Here is a 16,502-nt window from a genome sequence, read left to right on the forward strand (position 1 = left end):
CCGGTGTCGAGGGATCCCATTTAGTGCTCCTAGGTTTCAGTTAGTAACTGGGAGTAAACTACAACAAACCGAATGGGATGCGACACGCAATCGAAATAACTGTGATCAAGATCACCTAATCCGACTTTTCGGACATCCAATCGCACCTAGGAACTGGGGGTTTGTTGTCTGATCGGACAACTTCCGTTCATGTTTCGAGTCAGGCGTGCTGACCCGTAACTGTGCAGAAATCGCCCGGCAAACAGTTGACGGTCGCCAGTTACCGGTTTTCAGCGTCCAGTGACGGCCGCGGCGAGGCGCTGCGCAGCCGCCTGGGGATCCGACGCGTGCGTGATTGCACGCACGACGACTATGCGCGTGGCACCGGCATCGAGCAGCTCCGGCAGGCGTTCCTCGTCGATGCCGCCGATTGCGAACCAGGGGCGCGGCGGTGCGGCGTCGGCGGTCGATCGAACCAGTTCCAGACCGGACGCACTTCGATTCGGTTTGGTCGGTGTCGCCCAGACCGGCCCGGTGCAGAAGTAGTCGACGCCCTCTTCGATTGCGGCCAGACTCGCCTGCGCGCGACTACTCGTCGAACGCCCGATGACGACGTCTTCACCGACAACGGTTCGCGCGTAGGGGACGGGAATGTCGTTCTGGCCAAGGTGGAGGATGTCGGCACCGGAAGCCATCGCGAGATCCGCGCGATCGTTCACGGCCAACAATGCGCCGTGGCGTCGCGCTGCGACCGCGAGAATGCCCAGCGCTACCAATTCGTCCTTGGCCTCGAGCGGGCCGAACTCGCGCTCACCGGCAGAGCCCTTGTCACGCAATTGGATGATGTCGACTCCGCCGGACAATGCTGCCTCGGCGAACTGCGCGAGGTCGCCTTTCTCGCGGCGCGCGTCGGTGCACAGGTACAGCCGTGCTGCTGCCAGGCGCTCGCGCCGGTCGATGACGTTACTGGGATGTGTGGGGTGCACGGAGCAAACGGTAGCCTCTAGGGAGCAAGGTTCGACACGGGAGTCCTGAAACGTCGTTGTCACTTTTTGTCGTGACTGCGAGGTTCGTGGGGCTGAGAGGGGATCGCGACCAGATCCCGACCGTCAGACCTGACCCGGATCATGCCGGCGCAGGAAGTGGAGGTGGAGTTTCGTGAGTACACACGCTCGTACGGTGTCGGTTGTCGGCGGCGGTGTCATCGGTCTCGCCATTGCGTGGCGAGCCGCCCGCGACGGGTGGTCCGTTCGGTTGTACGACCCGTCCATTGGATCAGGTGCTTCGTGGGTGGCGGGCGGAATGCTCGCCCCGCTTTCCGAAGGCTGGCCGGGTGAAGAGACAGCGTTGACGGTTGGTGCGGCGTCCCTGGAACGGTGGCCGACGTTCGGTGAGGAGCTCGGAAAGTTCGGGCCATCGGTCTTCACCGCGGACAGTTCGCTGACGGTTGCACTCGATGCGGCCGACGCGCAGGACCTGCAGACCATCGCCGAGTGGGTGACCGCGCAGGGCCATGAACTCGAAGTTCTCGGTCGCGCCCGCATCCGCGAACTCGAACCGATGCTCGGCCGGGGCATCCGGTCGGGACTGATGGCTGTCGGTGAGTCCGCCGTCGACAACAGACTTCTGCTGGAGGCGTTGCAGAAGGCCTGTGCGGAATCCGGTGTCGAATTGATCGCGCGTGCCGTCAACGACCTCGCCGAACTCGATACCGACCAGATAGTGCTCACCGCCGGTATCGCGTCACCCAAGCTGTGGCCCGGGTTACCGGTACGCCCGGTCAAGGGCGAAATCCTTCGCCTGCGGAGTAGGCCTGGAGTCACCCCGGCGCCCAGCCGCACCATCCGCGGAAGCGTCCACGGGCGGCCCGCCTACCTCGTCCCGCGCGGTGACGGAATCGTCGTCGGCGCAACACAATACGAGTCCGGTGAGGACACACAGGTCACGATGGCCGGAGTACGCGACCTGATCAACGACGCCGAGGCACTGATGCCGGCGATCGGCGAATACGAACTGTACGAATGCGCGGCAGGCCTGCGTCCCATGACGCCGGACAACCTGCCCTTGATCGGGCGCGTGTCCGATCGTGTTGTCGTCTCCACCGGACACGGACGCAACGGTGTCCTGCTGACGCCCGTCACCGCCGATGCGACGGTCGCGTTGCTGAACGGCACATCTTTGGTCGAGGTAAAAGGAACCGAACCCGAGCGGTTCGCAGTAGTTAAGGAAAATTCATGAGTGAGCAGGTCCCGATCGGGATCACCGTCAACGGCGAAGATCTCGAGTTCGATCGAGCAGTCACGGTGACCGAGCTACTGACGCACCTCGAGTTGCCGAGCAAGGGTATCGCCGTCGCCGTCGACGGTGCGCTCTTTCCTCGCGGGCGTTGGGACGAATCCGTCGGACGTGGTTGGGAAATCGAGATCCTCACGGCGGTGCAGGGTGGCTGAGCAGGACCTTCTCACTATCGCTGGCCGCAGCTTCGGTTCCCGGCTCATCACCGGAACAGGCGGCGCCGCCAACCTTGCGGTGCTCGAGGAAGCGCTCGTCGCCTCCGGCACCGAACTGACCACCGTCGCGATGCGGCGAGTCGACGCGGCCGGCGGCACCGGCGTTCTGGACCTGCTTCGTCGCCTCGGAATCGAACCGTTGCCGAACACCGCCGGGTGTCGGGGCGCCGCCGAAGCAGTGCTGACGGCGCAGTTGGCACGCGAAGCGCTCGAGACGAACTGGGTCAAACTCGAAGTCATAGCCGACGAGCGGACACTGCTGCCCGACGCAATCGAACTCGTCTCCGCCGCAGAACAATTGGTGGACGACGGATTCACCGTTCTGCCGTACACGACGGACGATCCGGTGCTGGCGCTTCGCCTCGAAGAGGTTGGTTGCGCCGCGGTCATGCCGCTCGGTTCACCCATCGGCACCGGGCTTGGTATCGCGAATCCGCACAACATCGAGATGATCGTCGAGCGCGCCGGCGTACCCGTCATCCTCGACGCCGGGATCGGAACGGCCAGCGACGCCACCCTTGCCATGGAGTTGGGCTGCGACGCGGTCCTACTTGCGACAGCGGTGACGCGGGCCAAGAATCCCGCGCTGATGGCGTCGGCGATGCGTCACGCTGTCGTGGCAGGTTTCGAGGCGCGGCACGCCGGCCGGATCCCCAAGCGATTCTGGGCTCAAGCGTCGTCCTGAGGGACGAGATCCGGGTGATTTCTCGGGGTTCTGCCCGAATTGCCCGGACTCATGTCCTACCTGAGTACCACTCGGAACTAGACCTGTGGCCGATGTGCTGGTCATTGCCGGTAGGGCAGAGTTCTCCTCATGATTGAACTGAGGGGATTGACCAAGGTTTACGGACCGACGAAAGCGGTGGACGATTTGTCGTTCACGGTCAAGCCGGGCATCGTGACGGGCTTCCTGGGCCCCAACGGTGCGGGTAAGTCGACGACGATGCGGATGATTCTGGGTTTGGATCAGCCGACGTCGGGTGCGGCGTTGATCGACGGCAAGCCGTACCGGGAGTTGAAGACGCCGTTGCGGACGGTGGGCGCGTTGTTGGATGCGAAGTGGGTGCATCCCAATCGCAGTGCGCGGGCGCATCTGCAGTGGATGGCCGCTTCGAACGGGATCCCGAAGTCCCGCGTCGACGAGGTGCTCGGGTTGGTCGGGTTGTCCGAGGTGGCGGGCAAGAAGGCCGGCGGGTTCTCGCTCGGTATGTCGCAGCGTCTCGGGTTGGCGGGTGCGTTGTTGGGTGATCCGAAGGTGTTGTTGTTCGACGAGCCGGTCAACGGTCTCGATCCGGAGGGCATCGTCTGGATTCGTAAGTTCATGCAGCGGTTGGCSGCCGAGGGCCGCACGGTGYTGGTGTCGAGTCACCTTCTCTCGGAGATGGCGTTGACGGCGGAGCAGTTGGTGGTGATCGGTCGGGGTCGGTTGATTTCGGATTCGACGGTCGCGGAGTTCGTGGATCGTTCGTCGGAGTCGACGGTGCGGGTGCGCAGTCCTCAGCTCGATGCGTTGCGCAGTGTGTTGCTCTCGCAGGGGTTGACGGTGCGTGAGGACGGTTCCGGTGTTGCGCCGGCGTTGGTGGTCGTGGATTCGACGACTGATGTGATCGGCGGTCTGGCTGGTTCGCAGGGAATCGTGTTGTACGAGTTGGCGTCCCAGCAGGGTTCGCTCGAGGATGCGTTCATGAAGTTGACCGGAGACGATGTCCAGTACCACGCATCAGGTATCGATCCGGGTGCTGGTGCACACCATGCAAATACGCAGCAGGCAAACACACAGCAGGCTATGGGAGGTGCACTGTAATGGCTGTTCTCAGTGCTGAACGTATCAAGATCACCACGACCAAGTCGCCGCTCTGGTGCTCGGTCATCATCGTCGTGCTCGCTCTCGGCTTCGCGGCCATCATGGGCGCGGTTGCCAAGTCGGCTCTGACGTCCTCCGACGTCCAGGGAGCACCTGACCTCGACACCGCCGTTGCCACGGCCGGCATCTCGGGTTTCGGAATCATGGTTCTCATGATCATGGCGGCCCTCGCGGTCACCAGTGAGTACCGCTTCGGGACCATCCGCACCACCTTCCAGGCAGTTCCGAACCGTGCCTCGGTTCTCATCGCCAAAGCCGGCCTCATCGGCGCCTTCGGCGCGGTGCTGACGTTTGTCCTCGCCTTCGGGTCCTACGCGGTGGCCAAAGCCATGGCCGGTACCGAGGCCAGCACGGGCCTGACGCTGTCGACCGGCGATGACTGGCGTGCGATTTACGGCATCCCGGTGTACGCCTTCCTCTGCGTGATTCTTGCTGTCGGCGTCGGATCGATCATCCGCCAGTCGGCGGGCGCTATTGCGTTGCTCCTGCTCTGGCCGCTGCTCATCGAGAGCCTGTTCGGACTGTTCGGCAGTGTCGGCGAGAAGATCACCCCGTTCCTGCCGTTCGCGAATGCAAACCACTTCCTCAGCCCTGGCGGCGGAAGCCTTGATTTCCACTGGGGACCCTGGGGCAGCCTGATCTACTTCGCGGCCTTCGTTCTGGTGATTTTCGGAGCAAGTATTGTCATCGTGAATCGTCGCGACGCCTGATCTTGTCGCTCCCTCGGTAGGTGTTGTCGGGAGACCTACCGAGAACGCGGAGTGACAGCAGAGTAGGGACCCAGTACGAAAAACCATTCGTACTGGGTCCCTTTCCTGTGCTCCGGCCGATATCCTCCGAAGATGAGACTCTTCGGTGTGGTTGTGGTCGGAATGGCTGGAGCACTCGTGGTGAGTGGATGCTCGTCGTCAGGAAGTGAAGCAGCCGTCCCGGCAGATCCGGTGGCATTCTCCGAGACCGTTACGGTCGACGCCGTGACCGGGCATCTGGAGCAACTCGAGAAGATCGCCGGTAACAACGACGGCAATCGATCGGCCGGAACCCCCGGCTACGACGCCAGTGTCGACTACGTGGCAAACCTGCTCGAAGACAAGGGCTTCGACGTCAGTACCCCGGAATTCGACTTCAGCTCCTTCGATCCCGGCACCGAATCCCTGAAAGCTACTGACGGCTCCGATGTTCCGGTGCGGGCGTTGACATATTCCCCCTCCACGGGACCGACCGGAATCACGGCACGCCTGGTGGTGATTCCCGCCGACGAGACACCAGGTTGCGAGGCCACCGACTACGACGGCCGTGACGTGAATGGTGCAATCGTGCTGGTCACCCGCGGAGTGTGCCCGTTCGGCGACAAGCAGAAGATCGCCGCTGACCGCGGCGCGGCAGCGTTGTTGGTTGCCAACAACGAGGACGCGATGCTGGGCGGGGCAACCTTGGGTGAACCCGAAGACGCCCGCATCCCGACCGGCGGGGTGAGCAAGGCGTCGGGCGAGGCTCTTGCCGTAGCGCCCGGAGACCTCACGCTGATTCTCGACACGTCGACGGAAACGACGAAGTCGCGCAACGTGATTGCACAGACCAAGACCGGCGCGACCGACAACGTGGTTGTCGTGGGCGCCCACCTGGACAGTGTGCCGGAAGGTCCCGGAATCAACGACAACGGAAGCGGCACCGCAGCCGTGCTGGAAACCGCGCTGCAGATGGGAAGCTCACCGAGCATCGAGAATGCCGTGCGTTTCGCTTTCTGGGGAGCGGAAGAAGTGGGATTGGTCGGCTCCACCCGTTACGTGGAAGGTCTGAGCGATCAGGAACGGGCCGACATCGCCCTGTATCTGAATTTCGACATGCTCGGTTCGCCCAATGCCGGATACCTGGCTTACGACGGTGACAACTCGGATGCCGTCGGGGAGGGGCCAGGGCCCGAGGGGTCGGCGGGCATCGAGCGCACCTTCGTCGATTTTCTCGGCGGGCGAGGGATTGCGGCGGACGGAACTGACTTCGACGGGCGTTCCGACTACGGCCCGTTCATCGAGATCGGAATCCCGGCGGGCGGAGTGTTCAGCGGCGCGGACGAACGCAAGACGCCGGCTCAGGCCGAGAAGTGGGGCGGCGAAGCGGACGAGACCTTCGACCCGAACTACCACAGTGCACAGGACAACCTCGCGAACATCGATCGCGAAGCGCTCGCGGCCAACGCCTCTGCAGTAGCCTTCGGAGTTGCGACGTATGCCCAGGATTTGAGCGGGCCGAACGGCGTTCCCGTCGGCGATGCTCGAACGCAGGCCAGAACCGAATGATCGACTGACCGAATGATCGACTGACCGAATGATCGACTGACCGAATGACCGAATGATCGACTGTGCGAGCGACCAGGAGGCCACTGTGCGAGAACGGCGGCAGCACACTGTCTGTAACTCTGAGTTACGCTTGAGTTATGGCTGATCTGTCCCCGGAGGGCACCGACACGACAGGTGCTCCTTCCTCCTCGGTTCGAGGCGTCGTCGACGTCGTCTTGAACTCTGCGGCAGAACTGAACCGTCGGCAGCAGCTCATCGACGCGCTACGACGGCTGAGGCGGGCACTACCCGGTGATCCCGGGTTCGGAGACCCGCTCTCGCTGGCAGGTCCTGGCGGTGCTCGTGCCGTGGCCCGCGTCGCTGACAGATTGCTCGATCAGAAGCCGGCAGCCACTCGCGAAGTGAGCCTCGGAGCACTGCAGGTGTGGCAGGCGGCGCTGGAAAAGATGGGCCGCGGCCGCGGTGATCAAGAACTGACCATCGTCTTCACCGATCTGGTTGGCTTCTCCACCTGGTCACTCGAAGCCGGTGACGGCGCCACGCTGACGCTCCTGCGTGCCGTGGCGCAGGCCGTGGAAACCCCGATCACCGACAACGGCGGACACGTCGTCAAACGGATGGGCGACGGTCTGATGGCCGTGTTCATTCGCCCGGATGCGGCTTTGAAGGCGGTGTTCACCGCGCAGGACGCACTCGCGGAAGTCGACCTCGACGGATACACCCCACGAATGCGCGTCGGCCTCCACACGGGTACTCCGCGCCAGATCGGCGACGACTGGCTCGGCGTCGACGTGACCATCGCCGCCCGGATGATGGGCTTGGGCGGCGACGGCAACGTCATGATGTCGGCGACAACTCTCGAGGAACTCGAAGCCGGCACCCTGGAGGATCTCGATCTCACGATCCGGCCATGGCGACGAGGGTTCTTCGCGACCACTCCCAACGGAGTTCCCGTCGACCTGGGAATCTGGCGCGTACGCCGGAACTAGCGCACTAGACCTGGAGCCGCCAAAGCGGGGACACCGGACCATGTCCTGCGCCGAGGTCGTACGACGCCTCGAGACACTTGGTCACCCACTCTTTGCCGAACGCCACCGCGTCCGGAACGGAATAGCCATGTGCGAGAGCGCAAGTGATCGCAGCGGCCAGCGTGTCTCCGCCGCCGTGATCGTTGCCGGTGTCGATCCGGGCACTGCTGAATTCGAGGAAACGGTCGCCGTCGAACAACAGATCGGTGGACAACTCCGAAGTACGAAGGTGGCCGCCCTTGACGATGGACCATTGAGCGCCGAGCGCATGCAACGCTTCTGCCGCTTGGCGGGCGCTCTTGTCGTCGACGACCTCGATGCCGGTGATCAACCGAACCTCGTCGAGGTTCGGAGTGACCACCGTGGCAGCCGGAATCAAGGTGTTGCGGACCGCGTCGAGAGCTTCTTCGTGCAACAGCGGATCGCCATGCATCGACGCGCACACGGGGTCGACCACCAGCGGGATCGGTCGGTCGCGGCCGATCCCCACCTCGGCGGAAACTGCGGCTACCGCTTCTATGATCGTCGTCGAGGCCAGCATTCCCGTCTTCGCTGCGCCGACGCCGATGTCCGAGACCACGACGCGCACCTGGTCGGCGACGATCTCCGGCGGAATCTCGTGGAATCCGCTGACGCCCACCGAATTCTGGACCGTCACAGCGGCGACGGCCACACAGGCGTGTACTCCGCACATCGCCATCGTGCGGGAATCGGCTTGAATGCCGGCTCCGCCGCCGGAGTCGGTTCCGGCGATGGTCAATGCCCGAATCGGGGTCTGTCCGGCGGGGGTCAGGGGCAGCAGCTTCACGACGACGAGCCTACCGACCGGACCTGGGGAAACGGCAGCTCGGTCCGGATGGACTCGGTTTCCGGAATTTCCGCTTCCAGGATTTCCGCGTACTGACGTACGTCCGCCGAGATCCGCATCGAGCAGAACTTCGGCCCGCACATCGAGCAGAAATGTGCGGTCTTGGCGGGCTCGGCCGGCAGTGTCTCGTCGTGGAACTCCCTGGCGGTGTCCGGGTCGAGTGACAAAGCGAACTGGTCCAACCAGCGAAATTCGAAGCGCGCCTTGGACAGTGCGTCGTCGCGGGCCTGTGCATTCGGGTGTCCTTTTGCCAGGTCTGCTGCATGGGCAGCGATCTTGTAGGTGATCACACCGGTTTTCACGTCGTCTCGGTTGGGCAGGCCGAGGTGTTCCTTGGGCGTGACGTAACAGAGCATCGCCGTTCCCGCCCGTGCGATCATCGCCGCACCGATGGCGGAGGTGATGTGGTCGTACGCCGGCGCGATATCGGTAGCGAGCGGTCCGAGGGTGTAGAACGGTGCCTCGTCGCAGAGCTCTTCTTCCAGACGGACGTTTTCCTCGATCTTGTCCATGGGAACGTGTCCGGGGCCCTCGATCATGACCTGGACTCCTGCGGATTTCGCAATCTGCGTGAGTTCTCCCAGAGTGCGAAGCTCCGCGAATTGGGCGGCGTCGTTGGCGTCGGCGATCGATCCCGGTCGAAGCCCGTCACCGAGGGAGAACGTGACGTCGTATCGGCGCAAGATCTCGCACAGTTCGTCGAAGTGGGTGTAGAGGAACGATTCCTGCCTGTGGTGCATGCACCACGCGGCCATGATCGCGCCGCCGCGCGAGACGATTCCCGTGACGCGACCAGCAGTCAGAGCGATGTAACCGATTCGTACACCGGCATGCACGGTCATGTAGTCGACGCCCTGCTCGCACTGCTCGATTACCGTGTCGCGGTAGATTTCCCATGTCAGAGCAGTGGCATCTCCGTTGACTTTCTCGAGTGCCTGGTAGATCGGTACCGTGCCGACCGGTACGGGTGAGTTGCGCAGAATCCATTCACGGGTCAGGTGGATGTCCTTGCCGGTGGACAGGTCCATGATGGTGTCGGCGCCCCAGCGGATCGCCCACACCATCTTTTCGACTTCCTCTGCAACAGAGGAGGTTACGGCCGAGTTCCCGATATTCGCGTTGATCTTGACGGCGAACTTCTTGCCGATGATCATCGGCTCCAGCTCGCCGTGGCGATGGTTCGCGGGAATTACCGCCCGCCCGCGAGCCACCTCGGAACGCACCAGTTCGGCTGAAACGCCCTCGCGTGCAGCGCAATAGCGCATCTCCGGGGTGATCACACCGTCTCGGGCGCATTCCAGTTGCGTCCGATTGCTTTCCGGGCGTTCCCAGGTGTCCCTGGTCGTCGGGAGCCCTGCATCGAGGTCGATGTCGGCGTCCGTGTCGGTGTAAGGACCTGACGTGTCGTACAGGTCCAGATGCTCACCATTGGTGAGAGTGACGCGTCGAAGTGGGATCCGGAGAGAATCCGATTCGACGTAATGCTTGCTACTGCCCTCGATCGGGCCGGTTGTCACAGCGGTGTGGACAGTCGCGTGAACAGCCGTACGGACAGACTTCTCCTGCATGGTGCGCTCCCTACGCCGGCATTATCCGGTCAGGTTCATCCGGTCGACGGCCCTAGCCGTCCTCTCAGCCCGCTGGTGCGAGCCCCCGTGGTGGTTGTATGAAATTTGTGCCCGCTGTCACAGCGGCACCGGGCGACTCTATCTCAACCCCGAAAAAGCGTTTCACTGCGATTGCGGTGGAGTCGTTCGCGGTGCAAAAATTGGTCGAACCCGGGACAGCGTCGTCGGTAGCTGATTCTATGAGTGGCATGGATCACAGTTATGGAGAGCGTGCGAACGCAGCAGTCGCAGATCGCGCAGTTGCAGATCGTGCCGTGGAGGTCGCCGCAATGAACGACATCGAAAACTCGAGAACCGGAACCTCACCGGAAGTCACGCTCGTGGACAATCCGTCGCACGAACGATTCGAACTGCTCTCCGACGACGAGTTGGTCGGCATCCTCGGATACCGCGACGAGGACGAGATTTCGGGGAGCGGAGCCGAAGCGGGCGACGTGGTTGCGTACATGCATACCGTCGTCAAGGAGGAGTACGGCGGGCAGGGACTGGCAGCCGTACTCGTGCAGTTCGCGATGGACTGCGCCCGTGAACGTGAATGGTCGGTGCGGCCTGTGTGCACCTATGTTCAGCGGTACCTCGGCGAGCATCCCGAGTATCTGGAACTGCTCGTCGAGGACTAGCCGCCGGAGGTTGCAAACAGACGATCAGGCTCCGAGCTTTACAACTACCCGAGATTCACGATCACCGGAGCGTGATCGCTGGCGCCCTTGCCTTTTCGCTCGTTTCGATCGATCTCGGCCGCCTCGACGCGCGCTGCGAATGCCGGAGAGCCGAGGATGAAGTCGATTCGCATGCCCTGCTTCTTCGGGAAGCGAAGCTGCGTGTAGTCCCAGTACGTGTACACACCGGGGCCGGGGGTGTACGGGCGAACGACGTCCGCGAACCCGGACTCGGCGAAGGCGGTGAACGCAGCTCGTTCCGGCTCCGACGTGTGGGTCTTGCCCTCGAAGAAAGCGGGATCCCACACGTCGTCGTCCGTAGGAGCGACGTTCCAGTCACCGACCAGGGCGATCTGCGCGTCGGGATCCTGCTTGAGCCAGCCCTCCGCGTCGTCGCGCAGTTTGGCCAGCCAATCCAGCTTGTAGGCGTAATGCGGGTCTTCCAGCTCACGGCCGTTGGGGACGTACAGGCTCCACACCCGCACACCACCGCAGGTGGCACCGATCGCACGGGCCTCACGGACCGGGTCTGCCTCGGGATCCTTGTCGAACCCTGGCTGATCCTCGAATCCGATCTGCACGTCGTCCAAGCCGACGCGGGAAGCGATGGCGACACCGTTCCACTGGCTCAACCCGACGTGGGCGACCTCGTAGCCGATTTCCTTGAAGCGTTCGTACGGAAACTGCTCGTCCTTGCACTTGGTTTCCTGCATTGCCAGGACGTCGACGTCGGATCGACCGAGCCAGTCGATGATCCTGTCGGTACGGGCACGGACGGAGTTGACGTTCCAAGTAGCGATGCGCACGAGGGCAAGCCTAGCGTCAGCCGCCGACAGGATCGGTGGCGTATCGGTAGCGGTGGTGTTCGACGAATCCGAGCCGCTCGTAGAGCGCGATCGCCGCGGAGTTCTCCGCCGAAACCTGGAGGTACGCGTGCGTCGCACCGTTCTGACGACCCCGAGAGAGTAGATCTCCGCAGATCAGCGACCCGATTCCGTGACGACGGTGTTCAGGGGCGACGTGAATGCCGGTCAGTCCTACCCAGCGCTTGCCATCGGGTGCCTCGGTGAGCGCAGCGCGCCCGATGGCAAGCGTCGTGTCGGTGTTTCCGATCGCGCCGAAAGTTGCACTGCCCACGACAGCCGTGAGGACCGCCTCGACGTACGCCGGATCTCCGTGGGCGTCGTACGTCGACAGCCAGTTGTGGTCGGGGCGGTCGGCGAACGAGGTGACCGGAGGACCGAGCGGCAGCGTGACACTGCCCAGATCGGCGGCCATCACGATGGTTTCCTTCTCGCTGGTCCACCCGTCCGGAGCGGTGCCGAGTCGATCGGGGAGGAGCAGCAGGGTCGGCAGGCCGCGGTCACCGAACCACTGGCGTATCCGCTCGATGGTGCTCGCGTCGAAGCCGGCAACCGTCCCCGCACCACCGAGCGGCAAAGCCGAATTGGCGCGGCCGGTGAAGCCGTGACCGGCGCGCAGCAACCAACCGTCGATCCACGCCTGCTCGACCCCCGGCCACGCCGCAGCAGCAGCCGTTTCGAGGTTTCGAATCTCGCCGATGCGAATCGGGCGGGCCGAGAGAGTCTTGAGTGCAATCACCTGATCGGCGGAGACCTGGACCAGCCGACCGTCGCCGCTGCGGACGGCGATGGGATCGGCGCCCTCGAGGATGCCGATGACGTCGGTCATGGGATGCGAATAGCCGGGTGGGAGCTTGTATCGCAAAACCACCCGGCTACCGATCGAAATGTTGCCGTTCAGAGCGGAATTCTCAGTCTTCGTAATCGTCGTCGTCGTGACCGAACGGATCGTCGACGGTGCCCGGCGTCCAGGTCAGACCGGGCTTGCCCCAACCGGAACGCTTGATGATCTTCTTGGCGGCGCGCGCGTTGCGGCCGATCAGCACGTCCGTGTAGAGGAAACCGTCGAGATGCCCGGTCTCGTGCTGGAGCATCCGTGCGAAGAATCCGGTGCCCTCGACCTCGATCGGGTTGCCGTCGGCGTCGGTGCCGGTGACCTTCGCCCAATCGGCGCGGCCCGTCGGGAACTGCTCGCCGGGAACGGAAAGGCAACCCTCGAAGTCTTCTTCCGGGTCGGGCATCGTCTGGGGGATTTCGGACGTCTCGAGTACCGGGTTCACGACGACGCCGCGACGACGCTCGCTGCTGCGGTCGTCACCGGGGCAGTCGTAGACGAAGACTCGGAGTGAAACGCCGACCTGATTGGCCGCCAGACCGACGCCGTTGGCGGCGTCCATCGTCTCGTACATGTCTGCGATCAGTTCGGCGATCTCGGCCGGAGACTGAGTGACCGGCTCTGTCGCCTTGTGCAGTACCGGGTCGCCGACGATTCGGATGGGGAGGATAGCCATGCGGACAAGGATAGTGCGGCGCGCCCGCGTAGTTATCACGGCCCGCACACTCGATCATGGTTCAATGGTTGCTGAAGAACAGCGATGTAATTCGTTGCTCGGTCGGAACGTGGGCCGCGGGGGAAATTGTGAGTTACCTTCGGGCCAGGGGACCGGGAAACTCACGGCCGCGAGAATATCGGTCGGAAAAGAACACCGGGCATACGAGTCTCGCTGACGCCGAGCACAGCAGTCGAGGAGTGACATGGACGGCGCAACCGCGCGTAGTCGGAACCAGTCCGAAGGCACTGGCGCCGACGATTCGGTAGCAGATACAGCAGGCATGCACGAGGTGGGCGAAGACGGCCTCACCCGCCGCGAGCACGACATCCTCTCCTTCGAGCGCCAGTGGTGGAAGTACGCCGGTGCGAAGGAAGAAGCCATCAAGGAGTTGTTCGACATGTCGGCAACCCGCTACTACCAGGTTCTCAATGCCTTGGTCGATCGCCCCGAATCCTTGGCGGCTGATCCCATGCTGGTCAAGCGCCTGCGTCGTCTGCGTGCCAGCCGTCAGAAGGCCAGGGCCGCCCGTCGCCTCGGCTTCGAGGTCACCTGAATCACGCGTACATATGATCGGGCTGTCCACACACTGGCGATAAGGTCGACATCGTGAGTACCCCGAAAGAGCAGCCGTCCGGACCTCCGCTTCGCGCAATCGCCATGGTGTTGATCGCGTTGGCGATCGTGTTCATCGGTCTCGGAGCAGCCTCACTGGGTGGATCGAGCGACGGTGGATCGGGCGACGAGAACACCGCAGCAGAGCAGACCGAATCCTCGGCGTCTGCCACGACGAGCGCCCCCGCACCGGCATCTGCCACTTCCAAGCCGGCAGCGACGACGCAACCCGCTTCGGGCGATACCACCACTACGTCGCGTCCCTCGGGAACTGCGACGACCACGACTTCCAGCTCCGCGAGCGGCGTCGACACGTCGAATATCAGCGTTCGAGTTCTCAACAACAGCACCGTCTCGGGTCTGGCAGCAGGCACTGCCGAGGAATTGACGGCTGCAGGTTGGAACGTCGAGGAGACGGGTAACTACAGCGAGGGCACCGTCAGTACGACGACGGTGTACTACGGATCGTCCGCGGCGGAGAAGGCAGCGGCGCAGAAGATCGCAGCTGAACTCGGAGTCACCGCAGAACCTCGATTCGCCGGCATCGCGAACGCGTCACCTGGCGTGATCGTGATCGTGACCTCCAACTGACCGGTCGTGAAGGTGGAACTGACCCGTCGGTTCCAGCTACTACACGCGCCGTTATGATCAGAAGCACTTTCTCGCCACCTCAAAGGAGCGGTTCGATGGCCCCCAGCAGCACCCGGCGTTTGTCCTGGCGCGTCGTTGCCCCTGTAGTCGCGATTGCCGCTTTCGGCTTGACCGCTTGCAGTAACAGCGAAGAGCCCAGCAGCGTCCCCGGCACGACTCCTCCGGTGTGGACCGGTGCAGCCGATCCCAGCGCGCACGAAAGCGCGGGCGGCCACGGTTCCGAGACGGCTCACGCCGGCGCTTCTGCCGAGACTGTCACCGCAACGCTGAACGGCACCGACGGCGCCAAGGTCGGAACGGTCACGTTCGCGCAGGAAGGTAGCGACGTCAAGGTCACCCTCGACGCCAAGGGCCTGACCCCCGGCTTCCACGGATTCCACGTTCACCAGGTCGCCAAGTGCGAGACCAATTCCGTAGCTCCCAGCGGCGGAGAGCCGGGTAACTTCCTCTCGGCAGGCGGACACTTCCAGGCCGAGGGGCACTCGGGCCACCCGGCGAGCGGTGACCTCACTTCGGTTCAGGTCCTCGAAGACGGCACCGCCACGCTGGTCACCACGACCGACGCGTTCACCGTCGACGAACTGGTCGCAAACGGTGGAACATCCGTCATGATCCATGCCGGTGCGGACAACTTCGGCAACATCCCGACGCGTTACGCGCCGACACCGGATCAGCAGACGCTCGACACCGGTGACGCCGGCGGACGCGTCGCTTGCGGTGTCATCACCAAGAGCTGACAAACTCACCTGAGTTTTGCATCACTTCCGGCGACTACCACGCAGTAGCCAGCACGGTGTTTTTACCGACACTGTGATTGGATTCTCTGCGTGGTAGTTCCATTTCCAGGTTCGCCGCGCCCGACGCTGGGCGTGGAGTGGGAGATCGCGCTGGTCGATCGCAAGACCAGAGATCTCTCCAACACAGCAGCCGAGGTGTTTTCGGCGGTCGAAGAGCTTGCCGGCTCGGAAACCCCGCACATCACCAAGGAACTACTGCGAAATACCGTCGAACTCGTCACGGGTATTCACTCGACGGTCGGCGAGGCGATGAGTGATCTCGACAGGTCACTGGATCTGCTTCGCCGCGCTGCGAATCCGCTCGGCGTCGATCTCATCAGCGCGGGCACGCACCCGTTCGCGCAATGGTCGACGCAGCTGGTCACCCGGACACCCGACTACGACGAACTCATCGAACGCACGCAGTGGTGGGGTCGGCAGATGCTGATCTGGGGCGTGCACGTTCACGTGGGTGTCTCGTCCGCGGATCGCGTTTTCCCGATCATCAACGCACTGCTGCAGCGCTATCCGCACCTGTTGGCGCTGTCGGCGTCCTCGCCGATGTGGGCCGGTGTGGACACCGGCTATGCGTCCAATCGCGCGTTGATGTTCCAGCAGCTGCCCACCGCCGGCCTTCCGTACCAGTTCGAGAACTGGGCCGAATACGAGTCGTTCATCGACGACCAGATGAAGACCGGTGTGATCACCAAGATCGGCGGCATGCACTGGGACATCCGTCCCGCGCCGAAGTGGGGAACCATCGAGGTCCGGGTCTTCGACGGCGTCTCGACACGCGCCGAACTGGGTGCTCTCGTTGCTCTGGTCCACTGCCTCATCGTCGATCTGGACCGCAGACTGAGTGCCGGTGAGACTCTGCCGAACATGCAGCCGTGGCACGTCAAGGAAAACAAGTGGCGCGCAGCGAGATACGGACTGGACGCCGAGATCATCCTCGACTCCGACGCAAACGAGTGCCTCGTCACTGACGATCTGGATCGCCTGCTCGACGACTTGGCGCCGATTGCGGTCTCACTCGGCTGCACGGACGAGTTGGCGTCGGTGGCGGACATTCCCCGTCGCGGTGCCTCCTACCAGCGTCAACGCCGTGTCGCGGAAGCGACGGGCGGCGATCTGGTTGCGGTAGTCGACGCATTGGTCGCGGAGTTGGGTACTTAGAGCACTCCGTGTTGCCGATGGTTTCGTAGGGTCGAAAT

Annotated in this window: 18 protein-coding genes and 1 riboswitch; of the genes, 12 read left to right on the top strand and 6 right to left on the bottom strand. The window is 63.4% G+C overall.

The window, feature by feature from the left end; genetic code table 11:
• Nucleotides 1-269: 269 nt before the first annotated feature.
• Nucleotides 270-965 carry a thiamine phosphate synthase gene (thiE, locus tag AC1DVN_RS16980; protein WP_279218890.1) on the bottom strand — a complete coding sequence of 232 codons (696 nt, stop codon included), beginning with the start codon at nt 963-965 and terminating at the stop codon, nt 270-272.
• Nucleotides 966-991: 26 nt separating this feature from the next.
• Nucleotides 992-1,138, top strand: a riboswitch (TPP riboswitch).
• Between thiE and thiO the strand changes: the two genes are divergently transcribed.
• From thiO to AC1DVN_RS17015, 7 genes are all read left to right on the top strand, one after another.
• A complete protein-coding gene (thiO, locus tag AC1DVN_RS16985) occupies nt 1,138-2,217 on the top strand; it encodes a glycine oxidase ThiO (protein ID WP_080910214.1) in 1,080 nt (359 codons plus the stop codon). Its footprint overlaps the riboswitch before it by 1 nt.
• Nucleotides 2,214-2,429: a sulfur carrier protein ThiS gene (gene thiS, locus AC1DVN_RS16990; RefSeq protein ID WP_003944402.1), complete on the top strand. Its 216-nt coding sequence runs from the start codon at nt 2,214-2,216 to the stop codon at nt 2,427-2,429. Before thiO ends, thiS begins: the two co-directional genes overlap by 4 nt.
• Entirely contained in the window at nt 2,422-3,174 is a 753-nt protein-coding gene (gene thiG / locus AC1DVN_RS16995; protein ID WP_007726857.1) for a thiazole synthase, read from the top strand. Before thiS ends, thiG begins: the two co-directional genes overlap by 8 nt.
• A gap of 129 nt (nt 3,175-3,303) precedes the next feature.
• A complete protein-coding gene (locus AC1DVN_RS17000) occupies nt 3,304-4,293 on the top strand; it encodes an ABC transporter ATP-binding protein (protein WP_020968852.1) in 990 nt (329 codons plus the stop codon).
• Nucleotides 4,293-5,063, top strand: a complete 771-nt coding sequence (locus AC1DVN_RS17005; RefSeq protein WP_019744508.1) for an ABC transporter permease — start codon at nt 4,293-4,295, stop codon at nt 5,061-5,063. The genes AC1DVN_RS17000 and AC1DVN_RS17005 overlap by 1 nt, the downstream gene beginning before the upstream one ends.
• A 132-nt stretch (nt 5,064-5,195) precedes the next feature.
• A complete protein-coding gene (locus AC1DVN_RS17010) occupies nt 5,196-6,650 on the top strand; it encodes a M20/M25/M40 family metallo-hydrolase (RefSeq protein WP_198586311.1) in 1,455 nt (484 codons plus the stop codon).
• Nucleotides 6,651-6,787: 137 nt separating this feature from the next.
• Entirely contained in the window at nt 6,788-7,639 is an 852-nt protein-coding gene (locus AC1DVN_RS17015; protein WP_019744506.1) for an adenylate/guanylate cyclase domain-containing protein, read from the top strand.
• Nucleotides 7,640-7,643: 4 nt separating this feature from the next.
• Here the strand turns inward: AC1DVN_RS17015 and thiD are convergent, their stop codons facing one another.
• Both thiD and thiC read right to left on the bottom strand, forming a co-directional pair.
• Nucleotides 7,644-8,486 (bottom strand): bifunctional hydroxymethylpyrimidine kinase/phosphomethylpyrimidine kinase, encoded by an 843-nt coding sequence (thiD, locus tag AC1DVN_RS17020; protein WP_141487603.1) that lies wholly within the window; start codon nt 8,484-8,486, stop codon nt 7,644-7,646.
• Nucleotides 8,483-10,114 carry a phosphomethylpyrimidine synthase ThiC gene (gene thiC / locus AC1DVN_RS17025; protein WP_229757257.1) on the bottom strand — a complete coding sequence of 544 codons (1,632 nt, stop codon included), beginning with the start codon at nt 10,112-10,114 and terminating at the stop codon, nt 8,483-8,485. Before thiC ends, thiD begins: the two co-directional genes overlap by 4 nt.
• A gap of 248 nt (nt 10,115-10,362) precedes the next feature.
• Between thiC and AC1DVN_RS17030 the strand changes: the two genes are divergently transcribed.
• Nucleotides 10,363-10,794, top strand: a complete 432-nt coding sequence (locus AC1DVN_RS17030; protein ID WP_223257849.1) for a GNAT family N-acetyltransferase — start codon at nt 10,363-10,365, stop codon at nt 10,792-10,794.
• Nucleotides 10,795-10,838: 44 nt separating this feature from the next.
• Here AC1DVN_RS17030 and AC1DVN_RS17035 read toward each other — a convergent pair whose 3' ends face one another.
• From AC1DVN_RS17035 to AC1DVN_RS17045, 3 genes are read right to left on the bottom strand one after another with little or no spacing between them, the layout of a single operon-like run.
• Nucleotides 10,839-11,639, bottom strand: coding sequence for an exodeoxyribonuclease III (locus tag AC1DVN_RS17035; protein WP_019744503.1), 801 nt, complete (start codon nt 11,637-11,639; stop codon nt 10,839-10,841).
• 16 nt (nt 11,640-11,655) lie between these two features.
• Nucleotides 11,656-12,597, bottom strand: a complete 942-nt coding sequence (locus tag AC1DVN_RS17040) for an N-acetylglutamate synthase, CG3035 family (RefSeq protein WP_419789798.1) — start codon at nt 12,595-12,597, stop codon at nt 11,656-11,658.
• 10 nt (nt 12,598-12,607) lie between these two features.
• The gene (locus AC1DVN_RS17045; RefSeq protein ID WP_019744501.1) at nt 12,608-13,207 is read right to left on the bottom strand and encodes a peptide deformylase; all 600 of its coding nucleotides are present in this window, start codon (nt 13,205-13,207) and stop codon (nt 12,608-12,610) included.
• A 244-nt stretch (nt 13,208-13,451) separates the two neighbouring features.
• Between AC1DVN_RS17045 and AC1DVN_RS17050 the strand changes: the two genes are divergently transcribed.
• From AC1DVN_RS17050 to AC1DVN_RS17065, 4 genes are all read left to right on the top strand, one after another.
• Nucleotides 13,452-13,802 (top strand): DUF3263 domain-containing protein, encoded by a 351-nt coding sequence (locus AC1DVN_RS17050; RefSeq protein WP_019744500.1) that lies wholly within the window; start codon nt 13,452-13,454, stop codon nt 13,800-13,802.
• A gap of 53 nt (nt 13,803-13,855) precedes the next feature.
• Nucleotides 13,856-14,452: a LytR C-terminal domain-containing protein gene (locus AC1DVN_RS17055; protein ID WP_020968855.1), complete on the top strand. Its 597-nt coding sequence runs from the start codon at nt 13,856-13,858 to the stop codon at nt 14,450-14,452.
• A 95-nt stretch (nt 14,453-14,547) separates the two neighbouring features.
• The gene (gene sodC / locus AC1DVN_RS17060; protein WP_477994064.1) at nt 14,548-15,249 is read left to right on the top strand and encodes a superoxide dismutase[Cu-Zn]; all 702 of its coding nucleotides are present in this window, start codon (nt 14,548-14,550) and stop codon (nt 15,247-15,249) included.
• A 90-nt stretch (nt 15,250-15,339) separates the two neighbouring features.
• Entirely contained in the window at nt 15,340-16,464 is a 1,125-nt protein-coding gene (locus AC1DVN_RS17065) for a glutamate--cysteine ligase (protein ID WP_477994065.1), read from the top strand.
• The last annotated feature ends 38 nt before the right edge of the window (nt 16,465-16,502 follow it).

The organism is Rhodococcus sp. P4_E4 (genome assembly GCF_056401575.1).

Coding starts and splice junctions, on each gene's coding strand:
- thiS (WP_003944402.1), top strand. CDS start 2,214: ATGAGTGAGCAGGTCCCGATCGGGATCACCGTCAACGGCGAAGATCTC.
- AC1DVN_RS17005 (WP_019744508.1), top strand. CDS start 4,293: ATGGCTGTTCTCAGTGCTGAACGTATCAAGATCACCACGACCAAGTCG.
- AC1DVN_RS17010 (WP_198586311.1), top strand. CDS start 5,196: ATGAGACTCTTCGGTGTGGTTGTGGTCGGAATGGCTGGAGCACTCGTG.
- AC1DVN_RS17015 (WP_019744506.1), top strand. CDS start 6,788: ATGGCTGATCTGTCCCCGGAGGGCACCGACACGACAGGTGCTCCTTCC.
- thiC (WP_229757257.1), bottom strand. CDS start 10,114: ATGCAGGAGAAGTCTGTCCGTACGGCTGTTCACGCGACTGTCCACACC.
- AC1DVN_RS17030 (WP_223257849.1), top strand. CDS start 10,363: ATGGATCACAGTTATGGAGAGCGTGCGAACGCAGCAGTCGCAGATCGC.
- AC1DVN_RS17045 (WP_019744501.1), bottom strand. CDS start 13,207: ATGGCTATCCTCCCCATCCGAATCGTCGGCGACCCGGTACTGCACAAG.
- AC1DVN_RS17050 (WP_019744500.1), top strand. CDS start 13,452: ATGGACGGCGCAACCGCGCGTAGTCGGAACCAGTCCGAAGGCACTGGC.
- sodC (WP_477994064.1), top strand. CDS start 14,548: ATGGCCCCCAGCAGCACCCGGCGTTTGTCCTGGCGCGTCGTTGCCCCT.